Source organism: Candidatus Pelagibacter sp. Uisw_136 (genome assembly GCF_047720275.1).
GTDB lineage: Bacteria > Pseudomonadota > Alphaproteobacteria > Pelagibacterales > Pelagibacteraceae > Pelagibacter.
The window spans coordinates 667,495-692,736 of the sequence record NZ_CP159812.1 but is presented as its reverse complement, the minus strand read 5'-3'; the positions used below and the strand labels follow the sequence as shown (position 1 = coordinate 692,736).

The 25,242-nt window shown below is 29.4% G+C and carries 27 protein-coding genes, 1 tRNA gene and 1 pseudogene; 20 read left to right on the top strand and 9 right to left on the bottom strand.

The window, feature by feature from the left end:
* The first annotated feature begins 5 nt into the window (after nucleotides 1–5).
* The 4 genes from ABXT53_RS03680 (at nucleotide 6) to ABXT53_RS03665 (ending at nucleotide 3,358) form a co-directional block, all read left to right on the top strand.
* The gene (locus ABXT53_RS03680; RefSeq protein WP_415291291.1) at nucleotides 6–452 is read left to right on the top strand and encodes an MATE family efflux transporter; all 447 of its coding nucleotides are present in this window, start codon (nucleotides 6–8) and stop codon (nucleotides 450–452) included.
* 18 nt (nucleotides 453–470) lie between these two features.
* Entirely contained in the window at nucleotides 471–1,376 is a 906-nt protein-coding gene (locus ABXT53_RS03675) for an MATE family efflux transporter (protein ID WP_415291290.1), read from the top strand.
* Nucleotides 1,339–1,824: a thermonuclease family protein gene (locus ABXT53_RS03670; protein ID WP_415291289.1), complete on the top strand. Its 486-nt coding sequence runs from the start codon at nucleotides 1,339–1,341 to the stop codon at nucleotides 1,822–1,824. The genes ABXT53_RS03675 and ABXT53_RS03670 overlap by 38 nt, the downstream gene beginning before the upstream one ends.
* Before the next feature lie 319 nt (nucleotides 1,825–2,143).
* Nucleotides 2,144–3,358: a hypothetical protein gene (locus ABXT53_RS03665; RefSeq protein WP_415291288.1), complete on the top strand. Its 1,215-nt coding sequence runs from the start codon at nucleotides 2,144–2,146 to the stop codon at nucleotides 3,356–3,358.
* A 187-nt stretch (nucleotides 3,359–3,545) separates the two neighbouring features.
* Here the strand turns inward: ABXT53_RS03665 and ABXT53_RS03660 are convergent, their stop codons facing one another.
* Genes ABXT53_RS03660 through ABXT53_RS03630 form a run of 7 tightly spaced genes read right to left on the bottom strand, consistent with a single transcriptional unit; the run spans nucleotide 3,546 to nucleotide 10,500 of the window.
* Nucleotides 3,546–3,818 (bottom strand): GNAT family N-acetyltransferase, encoded by a 273-nt coding sequence (locus tag ABXT53_RS03660; protein WP_415291287.1) that lies wholly within the window; start codon nucleotides 3,816–3,818, stop codon nucleotides 3,546–3,548.
* Nucleotides 3,818–4,558: an amino acid ABC transporter permease gene (locus ABXT53_RS03655; RefSeq protein WP_415291286.1), complete on the bottom strand. Its 741-nt coding sequence runs from the start codon at nucleotides 4,556–4,558 to the stop codon at nucleotides 3,818–3,820. Before ABXT53_RS03655 ends, ABXT53_RS03660 begins: the two co-directional genes overlap by 1 nt.
* Before the next feature lie 40 nt (nucleotides 4,559–4,598).
* Nucleotides 4,599–5,366 carry an ABC transporter substrate-binding protein gene (locus tag ABXT53_RS03650; RefSeq protein ID WP_415291285.1) on the bottom strand — a complete coding sequence of 256 codons (768 nt, stop codon included), beginning with the start codon at nucleotides 5,364–5,366 and terminating at the stop codon, nucleotides 4,599–4,601.
* Nucleotides 5,367–5,402: 36 nt separating this feature from the next.
* Nucleotides 5,403–5,966 carry a sarcosine oxidase subunit gamma gene (locus tag ABXT53_RS03645; protein WP_415291284.1) on the bottom strand — a complete coding sequence of 188 codons (564 nt, stop codon included), beginning with the start codon at nucleotides 5,964–5,966 and terminating at the stop codon, nucleotides 5,403–5,405.
* Nucleotides 5,959–8,967 carry a sarcosine oxidase subunit alpha family protein gene (locus ABXT53_RS03640; RefSeq protein WP_415291282.1) on the bottom strand — a complete coding sequence of 1,003 codons (3,009 nt, stop codon included), beginning with the start codon at nucleotides 8,965–8,967 and terminating at the stop codon, nucleotides 5,959–5,961. Before ABXT53_RS03640 ends, ABXT53_RS03645 begins: the two co-directional genes overlap by 8 nt.
* A gap of 4 nt (nucleotides 8,968–8,971) precedes the next feature.
* On the bottom strand, nucleotides 8,972–9,247 hold the full coding sequence (locus tag ABXT53_RS03635) for a sarcosine oxidase subunit delta (protein WP_415291281.1): 276 nt from the start codon (nucleotides 9,245–9,247) through the stop codon (nucleotides 8,972–8,974).
* Nucleotides 9,247–10,500: a sarcosine oxidase subunit beta family protein gene (locus ABXT53_RS03630; protein WP_415291280.1), complete on the bottom strand. Its 1,254-nt coding sequence runs from the start codon at nucleotides 10,498–10,500 to the stop codon at nucleotides 9,247–9,249. The genes ABXT53_RS03635 and ABXT53_RS03630 overlap by 1 nt, the downstream gene beginning before the upstream one ends.
* A 68-nt stretch (nucleotides 10,501–10,568) precedes the next feature.
* Between ABXT53_RS03630 and ABXT53_RS03625 the strand changes: the two genes are divergently transcribed.
* Nucleotides 10,569–10,660: transfer RNA gene (locus tag ABXT53_RS03625), tRNA-Ser, on the top strand.
* Here the strand turns inward: ABXT53_RS03625 and ABXT53_RS03620 are convergent.
* Nucleotides 10,661–12,874 (bottom strand): lytic transglycosylase domain-containing protein, encoded by a 2,214-nt coding sequence (locus tag ABXT53_RS03620; protein WP_415291279.1) that lies wholly within the window; start codon nucleotides 12,872–12,874, stop codon nucleotides 10,661–10,663.
* Nucleotides 12,875–12,915: 41 nt separating this feature from the next.
* On the opposite strand from ABXT53_RS03620, the gene dapA reads away from it, so the two are divergent.
* From dapA to recO, 10 genes and pseudogenes are all read left to right on the top strand, one after another.
* A complete protein-coding gene (gene dapA, locus ABXT53_RS03615) occupies nucleotides 12,916–13,797 on the top strand; it encodes a 4-hydroxy-tetrahydrodipicolinate synthase (RefSeq protein WP_415291278.1) in 882 nt (293 codons plus the stop codon).
* A complete protein-coding gene (gene smpB / locus ABXT53_RS03610; RefSeq protein ID WP_168606216.1) occupies nucleotides 13,797–14,267 on the top strand; it encodes an SsrA-binding protein SmpB in 471 nt (156 codons plus the stop codon). Before dapA ends, smpB begins: the two co-directional genes overlap by 1 nt.
* Nucleotides 14,233–14,754 (top strand): 2-amino-4-hydroxy-6-hydroxymethyldihydropteridine diphosphokinase, encoded by a 522-nt coding sequence (folK, locus tag ABXT53_RS03605; protein ID WP_415291277.1) that lies wholly within the window; start codon nucleotides 14,233–14,235, stop codon nucleotides 14,752–14,754. Before smpB ends, folK begins: the two co-directional genes overlap by 35 nt.
* Before the next feature lie 19 nt (nucleotides 14,755–14,773).
* A pseudogene (locus ABXT53_RS03600) lies at nucleotides 14,774–16,532 on the top strand (bifunctional (p)ppGpp synthetase/guanosine-3',5'-bis(diphosphate) 3'-pyrophosphohydrolase).
* Nucleotides 16,489–17,076 (top strand): orotate phosphoribosyltransferase, encoded by a 588-nt coding sequence (gene pyrE, locus ABXT53_RS03595; RefSeq protein ID WP_415291276.1) that lies wholly within the window; start codon nucleotides 16,489–16,491, stop codon nucleotides 17,074–17,076. The pseudogene ABXT53_RS03600 and the gene pyrE overlap by 44 nt, the downstream one beginning before the upstream one ends.
* Nucleotides 17,073–17,792 carry a pyridoxine 5'-phosphate synthase gene (locus ABXT53_RS03590; protein ID WP_415291274.1) on the top strand — a complete coding sequence of 240 codons (720 nt, stop codon included), beginning with the start codon at nucleotides 17,073–17,075 and terminating at the stop codon, nucleotides 17,790–17,792. Before pyrE ends, ABXT53_RS03590 begins: the two co-directional genes overlap by 4 nt.
* Nucleotides 17,793–17,794: 2 nt before the next feature.
* Entirely contained in the window at nucleotides 17,795–18,181 is a 387-nt protein-coding gene (gene acpS / locus ABXT53_RS03585; RefSeq protein WP_415291273.1) for a holo-ACP synthase, read from the top strand.
* Nucleotides 18,178–18,912 carry a signal peptidase I gene (gene lepB / locus ABXT53_RS03580; RefSeq protein WP_415291272.1) on the top strand — a complete coding sequence of 245 codons (735 nt, stop codon included), beginning with the start codon at nucleotides 18,178–18,180 and terminating at the stop codon, nucleotides 18,910–18,912. Before acpS ends, lepB begins: the two co-directional genes overlap by 4 nt.
* Nucleotides 18,912–19,580: a ribonuclease III gene (gene rnc / locus ABXT53_RS03575; protein ID WP_415291271.1), complete on the top strand. Its 669-nt coding sequence runs from the start codon at nucleotides 18,912–18,914 to the stop codon at nucleotides 19,578–19,580. The genes lepB and rnc overlap by 1 nt, the downstream gene beginning before the upstream one ends.
* Nucleotides 19,577–20,257, top strand: coding sequence for a DNA repair protein RecO (gene recO, locus ABXT53_RS03570; RefSeq protein ID WP_415291269.1), 681 nt, complete (start codon nucleotides 19,577–19,579; stop codon nucleotides 20,255–20,257). Before rnc ends, recO begins: the two co-directional genes overlap by 4 nt.
* On the opposite strand, the gene hemB is transcribed toward recO, so the two are convergent.
* Entirely contained in the window at nucleotides 20,258–21,247 is a 990-nt protein-coding gene (gene hemB / locus ABXT53_RS03565; protein WP_415291268.1) for a porphobilinogen synthase, read from the bottom strand.
* Nucleotides 21,248–21,320: 73 nt separating this feature from the next.
* Here hemB and ABXT53_RS03560 point away from each other — a divergent pair, with 73 nt between their 5' ends.
* From ABXT53_RS03560 to ribD, 5 genes are read left to right on the top strand one after another with little or no spacing between them, the layout of a single operon-like run.
* A complete protein-coding gene (locus tag ABXT53_RS03560; protein WP_415291266.1) occupies nucleotides 21,321–21,962 on the top strand; it encodes an aspartyl/asparaginyl beta-hydroxylase domain-containing protein in 642 nt (213 codons plus the stop codon).
* 1 nt (nucleotide 21,963) lies between these two features.
* Nucleotides 21,964–22,389, top strand: a complete 426-nt coding sequence (rpiB, locus tag ABXT53_RS03555; RefSeq protein WP_415291264.1) for a ribose 5-phosphate isomerase B — start codon at nucleotides 21,964–21,966, stop codon at nucleotides 22,387–22,389.
* Nucleotides 22,390–22,391: 2 nt separating this feature from the next.
* Complete coding sequence (glyA, locus tag ABXT53_RS03550) at nucleotides 22,392–23,702, top strand: serine hydroxymethyltransferase (RefSeq protein WP_415291263.1); 1,311 nt, start codon at nucleotides 22,392–22,394, stop codon at nucleotides 23,700–23,702.
* A complete protein-coding gene (nrdR, locus tag ABXT53_RS03545; RefSeq protein ID WP_415277649.1) occupies nucleotides 23,702–24,160 on the top strand; it encodes a transcriptional regulator NrdR in 459 nt (152 codons plus the stop codon). The genes glyA and nrdR overlap by 1 nt, the downstream gene beginning before the upstream one ends.
* Nucleotides 24,141–25,241 carry a bifunctional diaminohydroxyphosphoribosylaminopyrimidine deaminase/5-amino-6-(5-phosphoribosylamino)uracil reductase RibD gene (gene ribD / locus ABXT53_RS03540; protein WP_415291262.1) on the top strand — a complete coding sequence of 367 codons (1,101 nt, stop codon included), beginning with the start codon at nucleotides 24,141–24,143 and terminating at the stop codon, nucleotides 25,239–25,241. Before nrdR ends, ribD begins: the two co-directional genes overlap by 20 nt.
* Nucleotide 25,242: the final 1 nt, after the last annotated feature.

Genomic DNA, 25,242 nt, shown 5'->3' with positions numbered 1-25,242 from the left:
AACAATTGTCTAAAGCCATAAATTTAACCAAAGATCCAATTTGGTCACTACTTAAAAAAGTAACTATTCCAGCTAGTGTCGGTTCTTTGTTTCAAACATTCTATAATTTAGTTGATACATGGTTTGCAGGTAGAATTTCTGCAGAAGCTATAAGTGCAATCGCTAAATCTTTCCCAATATACTTTGTCATCATTGCTGTTGGCGTTGGTATTGGTGCTGCAACAAACTCTTGTATTGGTAACTTATTAGGTGCTAAAAAAATTAATAAAGCATCACTATTTATTGCTCAATCAGTAATTTTTGCATTGGTCACTTCAATTGTCGTTACTTTATTTGGATTAAATGCTTCTGATTTTCTCTTGGGTGTTATGGGCTCTGATGCTGTTGGTATTGCTTTAACTAGAGAATATTTAGATATAATTTTTTACGGAACATTTATAGTTATGATTTAAATCTCTTTAAATGGAGCTTTGAATGCTCAGGGAGATACTAAGAGTTATAGAAATGTTCTTATCTTTAGTTTCTTTTTAAATATTTTTTTAAATCCATTATTTATCTGGGGATACGGAATTGTTCCAGCTTACGGTATAGGTGGTCTTGCTATAGCAACTGTTATCGCGCAATCCATTGGTACTATTTATTTAGCTTACAAAATTAACTCGTGTAAATTAAGAAAATATTTATCTATTAAATGCTTTATTCCTAAATTTATTCTTCTTAAAGAATTGTTCTCTCAAGCAATGCCTATAATGATTAGCATGTTGTTTATTGGTGTGGGTATTTTTAATATTTTATATTTTATTGGGCAATTTGGTGATCTTGCAACAGCGGGTTATGGTGCAGCTTTAAGAGTTGAACAAGTTTTCTTACTTCCAGTAATTGGTTTAAATACAGCAGTACTTTCTATTGGTGGACAAAATTTTGGTGCTAAAAATTATAACCGTATTAGAGAGCTTTATACTAAGGCATTATTTTTTGGATCTTCTTTCATGACTGTAGCAGGTATCATTTTATTCTTTGGAGCAGAATTTTTTGTATCTCAATTTACAGATAATGCAGAAGCCATTTATCATGGGGCTATATATTTAAAAATTGCTGCATTAATAGCTCCTATTTATCCTGTGTTCTTTATTACAACGGCAGTTTTTCAGGCACTTAAAAAGCCAGTTTACAGTCTTTACTTAAGCGTTTTAAGATTAACCGCATTCCCTTTCTTATCTTTGTGGTATGTAATTAATATTAGAGGTGGAGATTATGCAGATATTTTTTACACCATCATGGCAACTAATTGGTTTATGGGTATTGCGGTAATCATCTTTATTGGATATTTTTTAAATAATGTTTTTAAACAAAAGAAAAGCCATTTTTCTTATTAGCGTAACTGCACTAATATTTATTTTAATTATTATTCAGGTCAAATCTCAAACAATCAAAATTGTTGATGGAGATACAATTCATCTTAATGGAGAAAAAATTAGATTTACTGGAATAGATACACCTGAATTGAAGCAATCTTGTCTTAAAGATGGTGTAAAAGATCCTTGTGGAGTTACAGCAAAAAAAATCCTTATTGATAAAATTGGAAAAGATAATGTTGTATGTATTAGTGAAGGAAAAGATCAATACAAAAGAACACTAGCAGAATGTTTTGTTAATGATGAAAGCCTATCAAGCTATTTAGTAAGAAGTGGTTATGCATTTGCCTACAGAAGGTATTCAAAAAAGTTTGTAGTAGATGAAGATTATGCAAGAATCAATAAAATTGGTATGTGGTCTATGGAGTTTGACTACCCTTGGGATTATAGAAAATCTAAGAAAAATTAAATCTAGTAGGGTAGTTCTGTAACCTGGTCGCTCCACTAATAACCTTTATTTAATACATTTACTGAAAAGTGTCTGCTATTTATTGTCTGCTCTTTTTACTAAAATTTGCTATGGTTTGAGACTGTCATTAATTGATTAAAAAAATAACTGAATAACTCAAACAAATGGATTCTATAAGTTGGAAGTCGCAAGAATTAAAAATGAGTGAGCATAATTATGAATTAAAATTTTTAACAACCTCAATGGTGACTGCACAGAAATATTACTGAAATCAAGGAAAAGATATAACTTTTGATTACAAAAGTATTATTTTTAAAAAATGAAAAAAAAACAAATATTTTCCCTAGTAATAGTTAACATTTTAGCTATTTTTTTTATTCTCTACTTATTGGAATTATTACTTATTTTCTTTTTAAAAGAGATTGATTATAAACACATCTTAAATTTAAGATTAAATTTATATAAGGAAAAAATTTTAACTGAAAACATTGCTCTAGTAAATACTCCAGGTTTTTTTGGTAATTTTTATTTATTTGGAGGTCATCCAAATATTAAAACACTTTACTGCAAAGAGGGTACAGAGGAGTTTACATTTTATAATAGTGATAGGTATGGATTTAATAATGATGATAATGTTTGGGATAATGATGTAGATATTTTTTTAATTGGAGACTCCTTTGCAAAAGGTGCCTGTGTAAATAGAGAGCATAATATTGCCATGAGCTTAAAAACTTTACTTAATAAAAAAATTATTAATTTGGGAATGGATGATAGTGGTTCATTAGAGCAGTATGCTTCTTTTTTGGAATACTCAAATGAAAAAAAATTTAAACTTTTAATTTGGATTTTTTCAGGCTCAAATGATTTTGGAAACTTAGAAAAAGATAAAGATAACCATGTGTTAATTAAATATTTAGAAAATAATAAATTTAATCAAAATTTAATAAGTAATCAGAATCAAATTAATGAGTTTTTTGATATCCAAAAAAAAAATTTAGATGAAAGAATGAAAAATTTTTCATACAAAGAAAAATATAATAATTTAAAAAATTTTTTAGTTTTAAAACAACTAAAGCCAATTTTAAAATACCAAGTTTTTAATCGTATTAACCAAATTTTATTTAAGAATGCTACTAAGACTAACAACAAGATTAATATAGAAAAAAATACTGATACTAACAATAAAATCAAAATAGAAAAAAATATTAAGAATATTAATAACAAATTATCTACAGATGAGGTTTTAATGAAAACATTTACCGAGGCTAAAAAATTATCTTTAGAGAGAAATTATGAATTATTAATTGTTTATAATCCTGAGTTTAGTCTAAAATCCAACCCCTCTGAATATTTGAGATTTAAAAAAATTATGAGCGATTTGGATATGGGTTTTATTGATTTAAAAAAAGAATTTAATTTAAGAAAAATAGATCATATAAATTTGTTAACTTTTAAAAATGGACATTTTTCTAAAGAAGGATATAAAATTGTTAGTAAAATATTATCTGAAAAAATTAATCAAATATTTAATTAAGTTTACTTTAGTTGGTTTTAAACTAAGGTACATATTAGACTATAGATTTTATGACTAATACCAGTATAAATCTAAGAAAAATTGAGAAAATTGACATGTTTGATGTCATCAAACGTTAATCATCATTATAAATAAAGATAAGTAGATATGTTGTGTAAGGGCGTTCTTTATCTGGTGCCCCAGAATTCTAATTAATCTCTTGTTTATTAACTTTAAAGAGCTTTTCACCTAATGGACTGATTGGGTCTTGAGGTATAGGTTTAATTTTAGTTTTTTCCTCAACAATGCTTAGTAGTTTTTTAGCTAGTCCTTGACGTCTAAACATGGGATTAACAAAGATATATTCAACTTCAGCTGCCTCATTATATCTAACAAAACCAAGTGTAGTATTAATGTTTTTAAAGGTAATTACACCTTCGCCTAGATCAACGTCATAATTTGTATTATCTAAATTACTCATTAATTATTTCCATCTTGCTCAAGTTTTTTTTCTAATTTTCTCACAAAGAATGAAACAATTAATATTAAAATTAAATACTCTAAAATTAAAAATGTATAAATTTCTAACGGTCTATAAGTTGATACAACTAATTCATTAGCTTTTCTTGTTAGGTCACCAATTCCTATAATTGACACCAGAGAAGACATCTTTAACACATATACAAACTGGTTACCTAATGCAGGTAAGATGTTTTTAATTGCTTGTGGAAGAATTACTAATCTTAATCTTTTATAAAAAGTTAACCCTAGTGACGAACCTGCTTCCCACTGTGATTTTTTAATTGAGTTTATCCCTGCTCTAAAGATTTCTGCTTGAAAAGCACTCTCACTTATTGCTAGAGCAATTATTCCAGATACGAATGGACTGAAACTTAATCCAGTCATTATAGGTAGACCGTAATAAATCCATAAAATCAAAACAAGTAACGGTATTGCTCTTACAATTTCTACATAACTAATGTTTATGTAAGTTAAAAATTTATTCTTAGCTAAAGATGGTATTGCAACGATAAACCCTAAAATTGCAGAAATAATTATAGCTATAACTGAAATATAAATTGTTGTTGTTAAACCACTTAGCAAAAATTTTAGGTTAGTTAATCCTTCAACATTATTAGGTGATAGAATAAACCACCCTAACTCTTGACCACTACAAGAGTTAAGGGGTAAAATTAAAAGTAAAAAAAGTAAATTTTTCACTCTTAAAGTTATAATGAATTAGAGATTAATATCTAATTTTTTATAAGCTTTTTAAATTATATTTAGCGAGTAGTTTATTAAAGAAACCAGACGATTTTTTATCTTTAATCCATGCATTAACATAATCATTCCAAACCTGATCATTTTTACCAACCATCATTGCTAAAAAGGCAGGATTTTTCTCTCCATCAGGAACAATTGCTAATTGAGGGTATTTTATAACTAATTTATTGGCTTCTGTTGAACTTGTAATGTTTCCATCTGCTCTTCCAGCTAATACTTCCTGAAAGTCTCTTGCAGGAGATTCAACTGATTGCAATTTAGACATAGGAAAGAACTCTTTAGCTTTTTCTTCTTGAGAAGTTCCTAGAGTTGTTGCAATAGTTACACTTTTATTATTCAAAGAGTTCCAAGTTGAATATCTTTTTAAATTCTTTTTAAGAACCAGTGGAACAGTTCCATATTTGTAGTAAGTATCTGTAAATCCAGCGACTTCTGCTCTTTTTGGAGTTTTAGTTACACTTGTAGAAATATCATATCTTCCTGCAGTAATTCCTGAAACAATAGTTTTCCATTCAGTAGGTACAAAAGTAATTTTTACACCCATATCCTTCGCTAATTCACTCATTACATCAATATCAAAACCAACATACTTATTAGTAGCTGGATCCTTCATCGTCATTGGATCCCAGTCGCCTGTTGTTCCAACTTTTAATTCACCAGAAGACATAATCTGATCAAGTTTAGTTTCTGCGTTAAGAGAGAAGGGTAAAAGTGCTAATAGCACCACAAAGAGTATTTTTTTCATACACTTCATATAGCAAAGATTTAAGAAAATATAAGGTTATAACCTTGACGCACTATCACTCATCCAAGAGTGCAAATGCTCAGAAAAAGAGCGTCTAACAAATAAATTAACATCATTTATTTCCGTAAGATGAATAATTACATCAATATGCGACAGTATTGTTTGAACAACTGACCCTTTCTTATTTTTAAAATCATTAAAGTTAAAAGGCGACCCTGTAGCAAATAAATCAAAAACTTTACTGCCTTTTATATTCAGCATTACAAATTGGTCACTCACATCAGTTACAGCACCCAATTTAACTTTAGATATATTTTTGATTAAATCATCTTCAACATGATAAGTGTTATTATCCTCATTCACAGTTTCATTTGATATCAACATCCATTCATCAGGACCTAACCAAAATGCAGTTAATTGTTCTGCTGATGTAGATGTATTTGCCTCTGTAGGTAAGACCATATTAAGATTTTTACCAGTAGCTGTAATAAAATCTTTTGTTTTACCTCTTATGATTAACTTCATAATAGGTTTAATTTCTTTAATCACTAAATCAGAATAAGACACATCACCTTTAATAGAGGTTTTATAATTAAGCATTTAACCTCACATTTTCTTTATCAAAAAAAACAGGATCAACAATCGTTACATTAATATTTTTATCTTTCATAGGAATGAATAATTTTTGTCCTAGCATATTTTTTCCACCTCTTACTACAGCTAGTGCAATTGATTTATTCAAATTAGGGCTATAGTAACTTGATGTTACATGACCTAACATTTCAACTGGTTTTAAACTAGTGTCAGCAATTATCTGAGCTCCTTCTTCTAAAACTTCATTTGGATTATCTGTCACTAAACCCACTAATTGCTTTCTATCTTCTTTCATAGTGTCTGATCTATAAAGAGATCTTTTACCAATAAAGTCATATTTCTTTTTACTAACAATCCAATCCATTTGTAAATCTATAGGTGTCATTGTTCCATCAGTATCTTGACCAACAATAATAAATCCTTTTTCAGCTCTTAATAAGTGCATTGTCTCAGTACCGTAAGGAGTGATATTAAACTCTTTACCTACTTCTATACATTTCTTCCATAGGTCTTCACCATAGTTTGCTTGAATATTGATTTCATAGCTATGTTCGCCTGTAAAACTAATACGCATAATTCTACATTTAATATTATCAATTTTTGCATTCTTGAAAGACATATGCGGAAAGCTTTCATCGGAAAGATCAAGATCAGGTATTAGTTTATTTAAAATTTTTTTACTATTTGGACCACAGATACTAGCTGTTGCATAATGATCAGTAACTGATGACAAATAAACATCTAGCTCTGGCCATTCTGTTTGAAGGTAATCTTCTAATTTTCCTAATACGTTTGCAGCACCACCAGTTGTTGTTGTCATGATATAATGATTTTCATCAAGTCTAGTTGTAACTCCATCATCATAAACCATACCATCTTCATTAAGCATTAAACCATAACGACATTTTCCTATGGCTAGCTTTGACCATGCATTTGTATAAACTCTATTTAAAAATTCCGAAGCATCAGTTCCCTGAATGTCAATTTTACCAAGTGTTGATGCATCTAATATACCAGCGCTATTTCTTGCAGCTTTACTCTCTCTTTGAACTGCATCATGCATAGTTTCATTATTTTTTGGATAGTACCAAGCTCTTTTCCACTGACCTACATTTTCAAACTCAGCTTTATTTTTTATATGCCATTCATTCATTGGTGTTCTTCTAAATGTATCAAAATATTCACCAACATTTCGTCCAACAATTGTTCCAAATGTTAAAGGTGTGTAAGGGGGTCTAAATGTTGTTGTTCCAAGTTCGCCCATCTTAACACTAGCAGTTTCTGCAATAATTCCAAGGGCATGCATATTACCAAGTTTACCTTGATCAGTACCCATACCAGTTGTTGTATATCTTTTTACATGTTCAATTGATCTAAAGCCTTCTCTTAGAGCAAGCTTAATATCTTTTGCAGTTGCATCATTTTGATAATCTACGAAAGGTTTTGTTTTTCCTAAAACCTTATCAGAGGGTAGTAACCAAATAGTTCTAATCTCATTATCTTTAGGACAATTTATTTCTAAATTGTCAAATTCAGTTTCTTTTATATCTAAAAATTCTTTTAAAGATTTCGTAGAATTTTTTATAATATCATCTAATTCAAAATCCCCATTGCTTGAGCCAATACTAATTTGATCGGATGGGTATATATCAGGAATAAAAACTTGGTCTTTTTCTCTAAATTTTAACTTGCCCCCAGATTGAGTAAATAAATGAACTGCTGGTGTCCATCCACCAGCAATAGCTAGACAATCACAATCAAGATTAATTTTCTCTTGGCTAGCAAAAGATTGTCCGTCTCTTGATAATTCCATTATCGTAATTTTATTAATTTTTTTATAACCCTCTGTATTTACAACTGTGTGTGATCTATAAACTTTAATCCCTAAACCCTCAGCTTCTTTAGTAAATGCAGTATTAGATTGTTCTCTAATGTCTATGATTGCTTCAACCTTAATACCTTTTTTTTGTAATGAAATTGCACTTTCATAAGCTGTGTCATTATTAGTAAAAAATATATTTTTTTGGCCAGTTGCAACACCATAATAATCTGCATATTTTTTAACTGCAGATGAAAGCATAATGCCTGGTCTGTCATTATTGTTAAATACCAGAGGTCTTTCTAAAGAGCCAGTAGCAACAATAACTTTTTTAGCTCTAATTTTTAACAATCTTTGTCTTACCTTTTTATTTTTTTCATTTTTAGGAAGGTGATCAGTTAAATTTTCTCTTGCTAATAAATAATTGTATCCATGATAAGCAGCAACACTAGTTCTTGTTTTAATTTCTAGATTTTCAATGTTTTTTAATTCATTAATTTCATTTTCTAACCAAGTAGAAGAATTTTGATCATTTATTTTTATATGTTCTGAGTTTTGGAAAATTGTAGATCCTCCAATTTCATTTTTTTCATCAAGTAACAATGTTTTAAGATTATTTTTTGCTGCAGTTTTAGCGGCCATAATTCCACTAATACCAGCTCCAATTACCAAAACATCACAATGGATGTATTTATGATCATATATGTCAGGGTCAGGCTCAGTTGGTGATTTTCCAAGTCCTGCAGAATGTCTTATAACATATTCATACTTCTCCCAAAAGTTAGCAGGCCACATAAAAGTTTTGTAGTAAAAACCAGCAGGCAGAAGAGGGGATAAGAAATTATTTATACCTCCAATATCAAAGTCAACACTAGGCCAACAATTTTGGCTAGTTGCCTCAAGACCGTGATAGATCTCAAGTTCAGTAGCCCTAACATTTGGTTCTGTTAGTGCTGTATTATTATTAACCTGCACGATTGCATTAGGTTCTTCAGACCCTGAAGTCATTATTCCACGAGGTCTATGATATTTAAAACTTCTTCCTACTAAATGAATATCATTAGCAAGTAAAGCTGAAGCAAGTGTATCACCTTTGTATCCAAAATAAGATTTTCCATTGAATTTAAAAGAAACTCTAGAGGTTTCGTCAATATATTTACTGGTTATAACTCTTAAATTTTTTAGCATTAAATTATTTTACAGGAGGTTTTTCACCCATTTTATATACAGCTTTAATTTTGTCATTTGAAGTATCCCTAACCATGTTGAACCATTTTCTACAACCGTGAGCATGGTTCCATCTTTCATATTGAATACCTTTAATGTTTTTTCTCATAAATAAATATTCTGCCCATTCATCATCACTCAATTCTGTGGGTTGTTTAGGTCTTTCAATATGAGCTTCACCCCCAGCTTTAAATTCACTTTGTTCACGTTCACCACAAAAAGGACAGGTAATTAAAAACATTAGTGAGCTACCGCCGCTGCACCATGTTCATCAACAAGGTCTCCACTAATAAATCTATTTAAATTAAATGCTGCATTTAATTTATGTGGTTCATCATTTGCTATTGTGTGAGCGAATAAATCACCCGATCCAGGTGTTGCTTTAAATCCACCAGTTCCCCAACCACAATTAAAGTACAAACCCTTTACAGTCGTTTTACTAATAATAGGACTAGCATCTGGACAGATATCAACAATTCCACCCCATTGTCGAAGCATTCTCATTCTACTAAAAATTGGATAAAGTTCTAGGATTGCATTCAATGTACCCTCCACAATATCATGACTACCTTTTTGTGAATAAGAAATATAATCATCAGTACCAGCACCTATTACAAGTTCACCTTTGTCAGACTGACTAACATAAGCATGAACAGCGTTAGACATTACCACTGTATCAATAATTGGTTTAACTGGCTCTGAAACTAGAGCTTGAAGAGGTTTACTTTCTAACGGCAATCTTAAGCCTGCCATATTAGCTAACACACTTGAATGACCGGCGGCAACTACTCCAACTTTTTTAGTTTTTATAAAACCTCTTGTTGTTTCAATACCCTCTACCTCATCACCGTTTCTTTTAATTCCTTTAACTTCACAATTTTGAATTATATCTACTCCCATTTCATCTGCACCTCTAGCATATCCCCAAGCGACAGCATCATGTCTTGCTGTACCAGCTCTTCGTTGTAAAGTTCCACCTAGTACGGGATATCGAATATCTTGTGAAGTATTAATGATAGGACAGAATTTTTTAACATCTTCTGTACTTAAGTAAACTGCATCTATGCCATTTAATCTATTAGCATGTGTTCTTCTTTTTAAATCCCTAACGTCTTGTAAGTTATGCGCAAGATTCATCACACCTCTTTGACTAAACATTACATTGTAATTTATTTCTTGAGATAAACCTTCCCACAATTTTAATGCATGATCATAAAGACCAGCGCTAGCATCCCATAAATAATTGGATCGTATAATTGTAGTATTTCTTCCTGTATTACCGCCACCAATCCAGCCTTTTTCTACAACAGCAATATTTTTCATATTATGTTTTTTTGCTAAATAATACGCAGTTGCTAAACCATGACCACCACCACCAATAATAACTGCATCATATTCTTTTTTTATAGTGGGATCTTTCCAGGCTTTTTGCCAATTTTCATGATAAGAAAAAGCATTTTTGACTAATGAGAATATTGAATACTTATTTTTCATAATATTATTCAAGAATTACTTTATAAATATTGAATATTCAATACAATCGGTTATATCAATGTCGCAGTGGAAGAGTGGGTGAGAGGCTGAAACCAGTCGTTTGCTAAATGACCGTGCGGGGAAACTTGTACCGAGGGTTCGAATCCCTCCTCTTCCGCCATTAAAATAAAGGGTGATCTTTAAAAAAGTTCTTCATTTTAATAGGCTTTTTTTCCAAGATATATCTATACACATTATAGTTTTCCATAACACGCTGAACATAATTTCTTGTCTCTTTAAATTTAATTAATTCAACCCAATCTACAAAATCAACTTGTTTTTTTTGTGGGTCTTTATTTATCTTTTTCCAATATTTAACTCTTTTTGGACCAGCGTTATAAGCAGCTGCAGCAAAAGGATAAGCCCCATCATATTGTAAAATTAAACCAGCTATATAATGAGACCCTAGGTTAATATTGTATTCAGGATCAGATGTTAATCTTGATTTTGAATAGGGTAACTTTGCTTGTTTGGCAACCAGCTTAGCAGTGTAAGGCATTAATTGCATTAATCCCTGAGCACCAACATGACTGTTTGCTCTCATATCAAATTCACTTTCTTGACGAATAAGAGAAAGAATAAAAGCAGTTTCTGGTATTTTTCTTCCATTAACGTATTCAGGTGTACTTATTATTGGATAGTTAAAATTATTGTGAAATCTTTTTTGATAAGATGCAATCTTAGAAACTTGTATTGCAAAATCATATCTTGATATATTAGTTGCAAGTTCGGCTGCTAAAATTTCACTTCCACCTTTAATATTATCATTAGCTAAGTGTCTTAATATATTTTTTGTATATCTATCCTTATTTAGCTCATCTAAAAGATGAACAATTTTTACTAATTCTTTTTTATAAAAATATTTTCTATAAGCGTCAGGTACAATAGCTTGCTCATCTAACTCAAATGTTTCATTAGGTCTAATTCTTAGAAATGCTAGTTGACCATAATATGTTGATAAATATTTGGTTGCTTCTTCATACCATTGTTTAGATTGGGCTTTATCACCAATTTTTTCATAAGATCTTCCAAGCCAATAAGCGCCACGAGATAAACTAATTGGGTAACTCACATTTTGATAAAAATTATTAAAATGGTCTATTGCTAAAATAGGATCATCTAAAAAGCTTAATGCAATCCATCCACTCATCCATTCAGCATCTGCATATTCTGAGCCTATGTCCAAAGAATGTTTGCTCGCAACTTTATAAGCTGACTCATATTTCTTCTTATAAATAAGAGCTCGTGTCATTATTGCTCTTTCTTTCCACCACTTGTCTGGTCTAACTAAATAATCTTTATTATTTGGAACTTTAAATATAATCTCTAAAGAGTCGTCAACTCTTCCTCTTTTTCTTCTCCATTTAAGTCGATCGTAATTTAGTCCAGCATCATTTTTAAGTTTTGTTGGAACATTTTTGATTGCATTATCAACACCATAAGACTTGCTCATTAAAATTTGTCTAGCTGTATAAAGCAACTCATAGTCTTTAGGTAAATATCTTAACATTCTTTTTAAATCCCAAGATTTACCTTCCCAAGCTAAATAATCTGCACGTTTAATGTAATCATTTGCATCTAAATATTTTTTATATTTTTTCCTAAAAAATTTCATATTAGACCTATTTAGATCTGCAGTTATCCAGCCATCTTTAATTAGAGAGGTACCCTTGGTGATATCACCTGTTAATATAAAGCTTTCTCCAAGTATTAGTTTTCCATAACCACTTAATGGTTCCTCAGAATTAAACCAACCTATGATCTTATTTGGTGAGATCTTATTTGTTGAAAGTTTGTGTTCAGCTAAATACTGAATTCTACTTATTCTTGGATAGTTTTCATTATTTTTTATAAATGTTAAATAGTCATAAAAACTTGCTTGATTGCCTGTAGTTAGTAAATGTCTCCATTGAATAAAATTATATATAGATTTGTCCTTAGCTTTTTTAGACCGCGATAGTGCTGTTGACCACTGACTTTTTTGCATTGCTTCAATAGATTTTTTTGCAATTCCATAATCTTTTTGACTGTAGTATTTTGACTTATTCTTGACTACCGGTTTGCTCTTTTTAACAACTAAAGGTTTACTTTTAGGAATAAGAAAATTAATTTTTTTTAAATCTTTTTTGACTATTGTAGTTTTGGGTTCCTCTTTTTTTTTGGATGGTTTAGGTTTGGGTTTAAGTATCCCTTGTGATATTTTTGCACTCTGAGCCTCTTCATTTAAAAAAGGTTTTTTTAAAGGAATTATTGATATTTCAGCAGCAAATACATTTCCTATTATTATCGAACTTAATAATAGTGATTTTATAAAAAAAAATATCTTTCTGGGCATAAATTTACTAAATGAATCTTTAAACTATGTTATAAGTATTTATGTTCAAAGGATCAAATGTTGCTTTAATAACCCCGTTCAAGAATAATGAGCTTGATGTAGAGGCTTATATTAAGCTTATTCATTTTCAAATATCAAATGGTACTAACGGTTTGGTGCCTGCTGGTACAACGGGTGAATCGCCAACATTAAGCCACGATGAACATCAAAAAGTAATAGATTTATGTGTTAAAGAAAGTGATGGAAAAACTATAGTTATTGCTGGCACTGGTTCTAATTCAACTAAAGAGGCAATCTCTCTGACAACACATGCTGAAAAAGCAGGTGCGGATGCGGCTCTAATAGTAACCCCATATTATAACAAGCCAACTCAAGAAGGATTATATCAGCATTATAAAGCAATAAACGACAAATGTGGGATACCAATTATAATTTACAATATTCCTGGAAGATCTGTAATTGATATGACTGTTGATACAATGGCTAGATTATTTGAATTGAAAAATATTGTCGGAGTTAAAGATGCTACTGGTGATTTAGATAGAGTTAATCAACAAAAAGATAAAATGGGAACTGATTTTATTCAGCTGACAGGTAATGACGATAACGCTTTAGAATTTAATAACAGAGGTGGTATTGGATCTATAAGTGTAACTGCAAATATTGCTCCTAAGTTATGTTCTGATTTTCAGAAAGCCTCAAAAATAGAAAATGATGAGAGCAAGCTTGAAGCGATCAGACTAGATAAAATTTTACAACCCGTTCATAACTCCATGTTTGTAGAAAGCAACCCAAGCCCCGTTAAGTATGCTGCAAAACTTTTGGGTCTTTGCGATGATGATGTTAGATTACCTTTGGTCAAGGTTACAGACCCAGCCAAGGATATTGTTAAAAAAGCTTTAGTATCAGCTAATCTACTCTAATGAACAAGAAAGCCAATTCTGGTTTAAAAATTATTTGCTTAAATAGAAAAGCAAGTTTTAACTTTTTTTTTGAAGACTTAATTGAAGCAGGAATAGTTCTTAAAGGATCAGAAATTAAATCCATTAGAGAGGGAAAGGTGAATATTGCAGACTCTTATGCTGTAGAGAAAGAAGGTGAAATAGTTTTGATTAATTCTCATATTGCAGCCTTTAAACAAGCCAGTTATTCGAATCATAATCCAACTGATGAACGAAAGTTGTTGTTAAATAAAAAAGAAATTAACAAATTAATTGGTAAAATGCAGAGAGATGGTTTTACTCTTGTTCCAACAAAGATGTATTTTAAAAAGGGTAAAGCTAAAATAGAAATAGCAGTAGCAAAAGGTAAAAAACAATTTGATAAAAGAGCTACTAAAAAAAATAGAGACTGGAATCGTGAAAAAGCAAGACACATTAGAAAATCAAGTTAAACAATCATATTTAGCAATAGGATCGAATTTAGGTAATAAAATTACCAACATTCATATGACCATGTCTGAATTAGAAAAAAATAAAATTAAGATAACAAAAGTATCATCTCATTATTCATCAAAATCTTGGCCAAACCCTTTAATGCCAAATTTTATAAATATTGTTATAAAAATTGAGACAATCTTAGAACCGTTAGAATTATTAAAAATTTGTAACCTTATTGAATTAAAATTAGGCAGGGTTAGATCAAAAAAAAACGATCCACGAACATGCGATATTGATATAATTGATTATGATAAAAAAATTTTGAACATAAACAGCAATAAACTAACAACCCCCCATCCAAAGATGACTAAGAGAAATTTTGTTTTGTTGCCATTATTTGAAATAGATAGGAGTTGGAAACATCCAGAATCTAAGATTAATATAGTTAATTTAATTAATTCTTTACCAATTAAAGATTTAAGATCTATCAAACAAATATAAATTGATGTTATAGTTAAAAATGCTTAATTCAGAAGAGTTAATAAATAAAGTCAAAGTTTATAATAAGTTTTTAAATCCAGAAAAATTAAATAAAGCTTATAATTTTGCCATTAGAGCACATAAAAATCAAAAACGTGACTTCTGGCGATCCATACTCAATTCACCCTATTGCTGTAGCTAATATATTAACAGAACTAAAGCTAGATAGTGCAACTATAGCAACAGGACTACTTCATGATACTATTGAAGATACACACGCTACTTACGAAACTATAAAGAATGAGTTTGGGCAAGAGGTTGCTGATTTAGTTGACGGTGTAACCAAAATATCAGTTTTTGAAAATCAAGCCACATCAACATCAAAAGCTGAAAATTTTAGAAAATTAATTTTAGCAACATCAAAAGATATTAGGGTTCTTCTTGTTAAAATTGCTGATCGATTACACAACATGAGGACTATCGATGCAATTTCAAAAATTGAAAAAAAAGAACGTATCGCAAAAGAAACTATGGAAATTTATGCACCATTAGCAGACAGAATGGGGATGCATAGAATTAGAGATGAACTAGAAGATTTATCTTTTAAAGTTCTAAATAATAACGCAAGAGAGCTTATAAAAAAAAGGTTAGATGAAATTAAAGATGATAAAGTAAATAGCTTTAACTCAATTTCATTGCAATTTAGTGGATTGTTAAATGAACACAAAATAAATGCTGAAATTATTGGCAGAGAAAAAACTCCTTTCTCTATTTGGAGAAAAGTTCAAAAAAAAAGAATATCACTAGAACAAATTTCAGATATCATTGGATTTAGAATAATACTTGATAACATTGAAGACTGCTATAAAGCTCTTGGTATATTTCACAAAGAGTGGAATTGTATACCTGGAAAATTTAAAGATTATATCTCGTCGCCTAAGATTAATAAATATCAATCATTGCATACTTCAATTATAGGACCCAATAGAAGGCCAATTGAAATACAGCTCAGAACATTGCAAATGCACGAGTATGCAGAAAGAGGCATAGCATCACATTGGAAATATAAATCTTCTGAAAAATTTAATTCATTAACCTGGAAAGAATATGATTGGCTTGCTGATTTAGTTGAGATTATTGATAAGAATGAAAATCCAGAACACTCTTATGAGTATACCAAACTACAAATGTTTCAGGAAAATGTTTTTTGTTTTACTCCAAAAGGATCTGTAATTAAATTACCAAAGGACGCGACACCAATTGATTTTGCTTATGCTGTGCATACCAAAATAGGTAATAGCACTGTAGCTTGTAAGATTAATGGTAACGATAGTGAGTTACAAAGTATACTTTATAATGGAGATGTTGTGGATATTATCACCTCTAAAAATAAATCACCTTCATTGCACTGGATACCTGTTACAAAAACTGGAAAAGCAAGATCAGCAATTAGAAAGTATTGGTATAAAAAAGGAGAAGAGAAGGCTCAAAGAATTAAAAAATACAATACTACGCTATGGATTTCTTTGCCTGATAAGCCAGGAAAGCTAGGAGAGATAACAACTTTGCTTGGTAGCCATAGTTTAAACATCTCGAGTGTTGAAATGAAAGAAAAGTCTAAAGAATATATTAATTTTAAATTTAATCTAATTATAAAAGACTTGAAGAACTTTACAAATTTTATCAGTGAGTTAAAACAAAAGGAAATAAAATTTAAAATCATTAGACATGAGGATAACTGGTTAAAGGAACGTAATGCTTTCACACGAAAAATCTTTAAATATTTTAAAAAAAACTAACGCACTTTTAGAAGGTCATTTTATTCTTTCTTCGGGGTTGCATTCACCTAAATATATTCAGTGTGCTAAACTTTTAAGCTTTCCACATTTAGCTAAGGATATTTGTAATTCATTAGCAAAAAAAATTAAAAAAAAATTTAAATCTATAGATTTGATTTTAGCCCCTGCAATGGGAGGCGTTATTATTGGTTATGAAATTGGTAAACTTCTAAAAAAAGAGACAATATTCTGTGAAAGAGTTAATGGTAAATTTGCCTTAAGACGTGGGTTTCATATAAAAAAAGGATCAAAAGTTTTAATAATTGAAGATGTTATAACAACAGGTAAATCAAGCTTAGAATGTGTTAAGTTGATTACAAAACCAGGTGCAAAACTTATTGGCTTTGCTTCGATTATCGATAGATCAACCAAGAACTCACTAAAGATTAAAAAGAATATTATTTCACATATGAAGATAGACGTTCCGACATTTAAGAAAAATAGCCTTCCAGAAAGTCTTAAAAATACTCCGATTACAGTTCCTGGAAGTAGATTTATTAAATGAAAAGACTAGGTATTAATATTGATCATGTTGCTACAATAAGAAATGCAAGAGGATCGTTTCACCCTGATCCATTAACCATTGCTAAGCATGTAACTAAATGTGGAGCTCATTCAGTAACTATACATTTGAGAGAAGACAGAAGACATATAAAAGATATTGATGTTATTAAAATTTGTAAAAATAAAAAAATAATCACTAATTTAGAAATTTCATTAAACAAAAAAATAATAAATATAGCATTAAAAAATAAACCTAATTTTATTTGCATAGTTCCAGAAAAAAGAAAAGAAGTAACAACAGAAGGTGGATTAAACTTAATAAAAAATAAAAAAAAAATAAAAGAAATAATATTACTATTTAATAAAAAAAATATTAGAACAAGTTTATTTGTTGACCCAACGTTAAAAGATATAAAAATTGCAAAAGAATTAAATTCTTCTTGTGTTGAATTACATACTGGGAAAATTTCTAATTTAGTAAAAGAAAATAAAAATTATAAAAATGAATATCTAAAAATTAAGAAATGTTCAGAACTTGGTGTTCAGCTTGGAATTGAGGTTCATGCAGGCCATGGTCTTGACTATAAAACTACTGCCATACTAAGTAAAATTAAAGAAATTACTGAATTTAATATTGGTCATTTTATAATTGGTGAGTCACTCACTCATGGTTTAGAAAACACTATTAAGGCATTTAAAAAAATAACCAATAAATAGATATGAAAATTCTTGGTATCGGTGTTGATATAATAGAAAATATTAGAATACATAAATCTTTAAAAAATATTAGTTTTATTAAAAGAGTTTTTTCTAGCTCAGAAATATTGATAGCTAAAAAAATAACAAATAAAAAATCTTATTATTCTAAAAGATTTGCTGCCAAAGAAGCGTTTTCTAAAGCAATTGGAACAGGTTTTAGAGATAATTTGAATTTTAAAGACATAACTATAATTAACGATAAATTAGGTAAACCTTCATTTGTAGTCACAGATAAAATTAAAAAAATTGTTAAAAAACAATTTAAGATATCGTCTTTTGATTTCTTTCTGTCAATTTCAGATGAAAAAAAATATTCTATAGCTTACGTGATTTTACAAAAAAAATGATAACTAAAAATATTATAATTGATAATGTTAAGACAATTTTTTACGCTTTAGTAATAGCTATTGTTATCAGATCTCTTTTTATTCAACCTTTCTATATTCCCTCGTCATCAATGGAACCAACACTTTTAATTGGCGATAGATTGTTTGTTACAAAGTATTCTTATGGTTACAGCAAGCACTCTTTGCCTTTTAGCCCATCAATAATAAATGGGAGGGTATTTTCTAAGAAACCTAAGGTTGGTGATGTTATTGTTTTTAAAACACCAGCTGATAATAGGACTGATTATATTAAAAGATTAATTGGTCTACCAGGTGATAATATTCAATTCATTAACGGAGATCTATTTGTAAACAATAATCAAATATTCAAATCTAGAATTTCCCAAAATGATAAAATCTATTGTGGAAATCAAACTATAGATGTCAATACATTTGAGGAAAAACTTCCAAATGGCAAAACACATAATAGTGTATATTTAAAAAGTTATAGTTTTCAAAATTCTGATAACTTTATAGTTCCTTCTAAACACTACTTTTTTTTAGGTGACAACAGAGACTGCTCTAAAGATAGCAGATACCTGACTAGTGTCGGTTATGTTCATGAAGATAATTTAGTTGGCAAAGCCCAATTTATTTTTTTTTCATCTGATTTTAGAATTGGAAGTATTTTTTCTTTTTGGAAATGGCATAAAACAATTAGATTTGATAGGTTTTTTAAGAAAATTATTTAATGAAAATTAATCCCAAAACATTAGAAAAAAAATTAAAACTAAAGTTTTCAGATCAAAAAATTTTCATAAAAAGCTTAACACACAAAAGTTTTGATTCAATAAACAATAATGAAAAAATTGAATTTTTAGGAGATAGAGTTTTAGGTCTTATTATTGCAAAAAAATTATTAGAACTTTATCCAGAAGAAAGAGAAGGGGTGCTAGATAAAAAATTTGCCTCATTAGTAAATAAAAAGAAATGTCTAGAAATTGCTAAAAAAATTGAATTAGAAAAATATATTTTAGTTTTAAACCCTAAGAATAAAAAAATTGAAATTGAAGATAAAATAGTAGCGGACTGTTTAGAGGCTTTAATTGGAGCGATCTATCTTGACAAAGGTTTAAATTTTACTGAAAAATTTATTCTCAATTTATGGAGTGAGCATATTACAGCGAGTGTTGTAACCCAAATTGATGCAAAGACAAAACTCCAAGAGTACTCGCTTAAAATTTTTAAAGTCTTGCCTATTTATAAGCTAATATCTAATACTGGTCCTCGACATAAACCACTCTTTAATGTTGCTGTTAAATTAAAAAATACTAAATTTTTCGTAGCAGAGGGATCTTCTAAAAAAGACGCAGAACAGAATGCTGCTTCTTTATGTATTGAGGATGTTTTTAAAAAATGAATTGGGATGATAGCGCTTATTTAGTTTCCAAAAATAGATACAGTGAAAATTCAATAATTGCTGAAGTTTTTACAGAAAACCATGGAAAAATTTCAGGGATAATTTTTGGTGGTACATCAAAGAAAATCAAAAACTATTTACAAATTGGTAATAAAATTTATGTAAACTATAATTCTAAAAGTGTTACTAGAATTGGTTATTTTAAAATAGAAATTCTAAAAGCCTTAACTCCACTTTATTTTGACGAAAATCAAAAACTATCATGTATTACCTCAGCAATGCATCTTATAAAGCTTCTTACTGCTGAAGCTCAGTCTAATAAAGAAATTTTTAAATTAATTGATAAATTTTTTGAAATATTAATTTATGATAACTGGATACAAAAATATATTTTCTGGGAGTTAGAACTTTTAAAATTATTAGGATATGATTTAGAATTAAAAAATATGGTTGAAAAAGAGATTGTTGATAGTGAAATCAATTATTTTGTTAAATCCTCAACTGAGAAAAAAAGTATTCCAAATTTTTTAATTGATGAAAGCAATCTAGATGTTAATTTAAAAAATTTACTCAAAGGTTTAAAACTTGTTAGTGATTACCTTGAAAAAAGTATTTTAAAGCCAAATAATCTAAACCTTCCAACTTCTAGGACTCATTTTATTAATCTTTTAAAATAATTATTTAATTAAATCATTAATTCTATCAGCGTAATAGCTTACTATAGCGTTTGCCCCAGCTCTTTTAAATGAAATCAAACTCTCTAATACTGAGTTTTTATCTATCAGCCCTTTTTTAATACTATTACTTAATAGACTGTATTCACCTGAGACTTGATAGGCCAGAACAGGAATTTTAAAATTATCTTTAACTACTTTAATTATGTCTAGATAAGGCATGCCAGGTTTAACCATAACCATATCAGCTCCTTCTTTAATATCCAGAGCTACCTCTCTTATCGCTTCATCACTGTTTCTAAAGTCCATTTGGTAATTTTTCTTATCGCCCTTTAATAAACCTTTTGAACCAACAGCATCTCTGAATGGACCATAAAAACTTGATGCATATTTTACTGCATAAGAAAGTAGTTGAACCATTTCGTGACCTTCTTTATCTAAGGCTTTTCTTATTTTACCAATTCTTCCATCCATCATGTCTGATGGAGCCAAAACATCACAACCAATTTCTGCTTGTAACAATGATTGGTTTATTAAGACTTCGATAGTTTCGTCATTTAATACGTAACCTGATTTTATTAAACCATCATGACCATGAGAAGTATAAGGATCTAAAGCTACATCACACATAATACCAATTTCATTTTTATATCTTTTTTTAATATATCGAATGGCTTTACAAACAAGATTGTCCTCATTTAATGCCTCAGTTCCAATATGATTTTTTTTTGTTTTGTTTGTATTTGGGAATAATGCAACCATAGGTATTTTATTCTTGATTGCTTTATCAATAATAATTCCAAGTTTATCTATTGTGTACCTATAAACATCAGGCATTGTTTTAATGGATTGTTTTATATTTTTTCCATCAATTAAGAATATAGGTAATATAAAATCACTAGATGAAAGGCTATTTTCTTGAATTAACCTTCTAGACCAATCGTTTTTACGACTGCGTCTAAGCCTTAAATTTGGATAATTTCCTGTAATCATGTTTAAATCTATTTTTAAAATGCGACAAATGTATTATACAAATATATATTAAATTAAGTAAAAAACAATCAGCATGAGTATTGAAAATAAAAATATTATAAACTTAGATCTAAAAAAAGAAGAGAAGATTTTAGATTTTAGTGACTTTCAAAAACAAAATATCAAATTTGATATTGATAAATTACAAGAAGCCTACAATCAAATTATTCAAACTAAAAAATTTGATGATGGTGGAGGAATTGCCCACTTTGGAGCTATTTCTCTAACACAAATTCCTGGTGACCCAGACTCTGTTAAAGGAAGCAAAGCTAGAGGTGTTTATTGGACAAAACCAGATAAGTCAGGAAAAGAAGTTTCAAGAGATGTTTCAATTGATGAAGCTGCTTATTCAGAATTTATACCTGACTATGATAATACCTATTTTAAAGAAGTGTTTGATGCGCTTTCTTTAAAATATAAATTAGGTAGAGTTAGGATTTTATTAAAAGAGCCAAGATCAACATTGAGTTGGCATAGAGATCCTGAACCAAGATTGCATATACCCCTAATTTCAAATCCAGGCTGCATAATGGTTATTGACAATGTTGCAAAACATATGCCTGCAGATGGATCGGTGTGGGTTACTAACAATACAAAATATCATAATGCTTTTAATGGTGGAGAAGAAAATAGAGTTCATCTAGTAGCATGTGTTTTAGATTATAAGTTTAATTAGATTGAAAAAAATATTTTTATCATCAGATCATGCTGGTTATAAGTTAAAGGAATTAATTAAACTTCATTTAGTAAAAAAAAAAATTAATTATACAGACTTAGGCCCATACAACAGTGATAGAGTTGATTATCCTGATTATGCTCATAAAGTTGCAAGAAAAGTTAAAACCAATAATAATCATGCTGGTATATTAGTTTGTGGTTCTGGGATGGGAATGAATATTGCCGCAAATAGACATAAAAATATACGTGCAGCTCAATGTTTTAATTTAAAATCTACTAAATTATCAAGATTGCATAATGATGCAAATATCATTACATTGGGATCAAGACTGCTTACTAAAAAAAATGCTTTAAATTGTGTTAGTGTTTTTTTAAACACAAAGTTTGAAGGTGGAAGACACGCAAAAAGAATTAAGAAAATTTAATTATGTCTAGTGAAAAAAACTATTTAAACGAAAACTATAAAAGTTTTTTTGAAGATAGCTTATCTGTAACTGATCCAGAATTACATAAAGCAATAAGTGATGAATTAAAAAGACAACAACAGCATATAGAATTAATTGCTTCTGAGAATATTGTTTCACAAGCCGTCCTAGAGGCGCAAGGTTCTGTTTTAACAAATAAATATGCAGAAGGATATCCTGGAAAAAGATACTACAATGGATGTGAACATGTTGATGTTGCTGAAAACTTAGCTATTGAAAGATTAAAAAAATTATTTGATTGTAAATTTGCAAACGCTCAACCACATTCTGGAGCTCAAGCGAATGGAGCTGTATTTTTAGCACTGTTAAATCCTGGTGATACTTTTATGGGGATGAGCTTAAACTCTGGTGGTCATATTACGCATGGATTAAAAATTTCAATGTCAGGTAAATGGTTTAATCCAATAGGGTATGATGTTGATAAAGAATCAGAACTTATTGATTATGATAATGTTGAAAAACTTGCATTAGAACACAAACCAAAACTTATAATTTGTGGGGGCAGTGCTTACTCTAGAGTAATAGATTTTAAAAGATTTAGAGATATTGCTGACAAAGTGGAGGCATATTTAATGGTAGATATGGCACACTTTTCAGGTTTAGTTGCTGGTAAAGGTTACCCAAATCCATGCGAACATGCACACGTAGTAACTTCAACAACTCATAAAGTTTTTAGAAGTGCTAGAGGTGGAATTATTTTAACTAATCATGAAGACTTAGCAAAAAAATTTAACACAGCAGTATTTCCTGGTTATCAAGGTGGACCATTGATGCACGTCATTGCAGCAAAGGCGGCTGGTTTTTTAGAAGCATTAAGACCAGATTTTAAAGATTATATTAAATCAGTTTTAGCTAATGCTAAAATTTTATCAGAGACACTTAAGAATAATGGCTTTAAGATTTATTCTGGTGGAACAGATACACACTTAATGTTAGTTGATCTAAGACCTTTTAATGTTAAAGGTAATTTAGCAGCCGAAAGCCTTTCTAATGCTAATATTACCTGTAATAAAAATGGAATACCTTTTGATTCAGAAAAGCCGATGATTACTTCTGGTATAAGATTGGGAACTCAAGCCGCTACAACTAGAGGTTTCGGATTAAAAGAATTCGAAAAAGTAGGTGAATTAATAACTAAAGTTGTAAAAGGTTTATCTGACAATCCTGAAGATAACAGTAAAATTGAAGAAGAAGTTAGAAATGAAGTTATAGAGCTTACCTCTCACTTCCCAATATATAAAAATTTAAAATAATGATTTGTTCGATTTGTAAAAAAGGTGAAACATCAGTCGTAGACTCTAGACCTACAGAAGATGGTACCGCCATAAGAAGAAGAAGACTTTGTGTGTGTGGAGCCAGATTCACAACTTTTGAAAGAGTTCAATTTAGAGAAATAATGGTTATTAAAAAGAATGGAAGAAAATCATCTTTTGACAGAGATAAGCTTTCAAAATCAATTTACATAGCATTAAAGAAAAGACCGATTGATACTGAAACAGCAGAAAAGTTTATTAGCAGGACTTCAAGAGCTTTAGAGGAACTTGGCCAAAGTGAAATTTCATCAAATACGATTGGCACAATGGTTATGGAAGGTTTGAAAGATCTTGATCCAGTTGCGTACGTTAGATTTGCATCAGTATATCGAAATTTTAGAGAAGAAAAAGACTTTGTGCAATTCGTGGACAAATTAGATGTCTACAAAAAAAGATAAATTTTCAAAAAAAGATAAAACTTTTATGGAGCTTGCCTTAAATCTGGCTAAAGCACGACATGGACTAACTGGTGTTAACCCATCCGTTGGATGTGTAATTGTTAAAAATAATGAAATACTTTCAATTGGTCAAACAGGTTTTAATGGCACACCTCATGCTGAGTTTAATGCAATTAAAAATTCAAATGAAAACCTAGAAGATGCAAAAATGTATGTGACCCTTGAACCCTGTAGTCATTATGGAAAAACCCCTCCATGCACAAATATTATAATTAAAAATAAAATTAAAGAAGTTGTGTATGCGGTAGAAGATATTGATAAAAAAGTTAAAGGTAAAACTTTAAAAATTCTTCGATCCAAAGATATTTTAGTAAAAAAAAATTTACTTAAAAATGAAATTAATAAGTTTTATATACCTTATTTCTTTAATAGAAAAAATAACCTTCCTTACGTTACTGGTAAAATTGCAATTTCTAAAAATAATCTAATATATAGCAAAGATACAAAAAGAATTTCAGATATTCATACCGATAAATTTACACATTTTCTTAGATATAAAAATGACTCATTAATGATTTCCTCCAAAACTCTAAAAAAAGACAATCCAAAACTTAACTGTAGACTAGAAGGTTTGAATAAATTTTCTCCTAAAAGAATAATTTTAGACAGAAATCTAGAAACTAAAAAAAATTCGTATATCTTTAAAACAGCAAATAAAAACAATACTATAATTTTTTATCATAATGCCAAAACTAAAGAAAAATTAATGTTTAAAAAAAAAGGTATAACTTTAATCAAAGGTAAATTAATTAAAAATCACTTTGATATTAAGTCAATTTTAAAAAAACTCCATGTCCTAGGCTGCAGAAATTTATTAGTTGAAGGAGGAAATGATCTTTCTAAACACATTATTAAAAAAAGATTATTTAATGAGTTTTATCTATACAAATGTGCAAAAAGTTTATCAAAGTTGGTTAACTATAAAGAGTTTAATTTTCTTAATGAATTAAAGAAAAATTATAAAAATAAATTGAAAATTAATAAAAAATTAGGCAAAGACTTAATTACACTTTACAAATAAT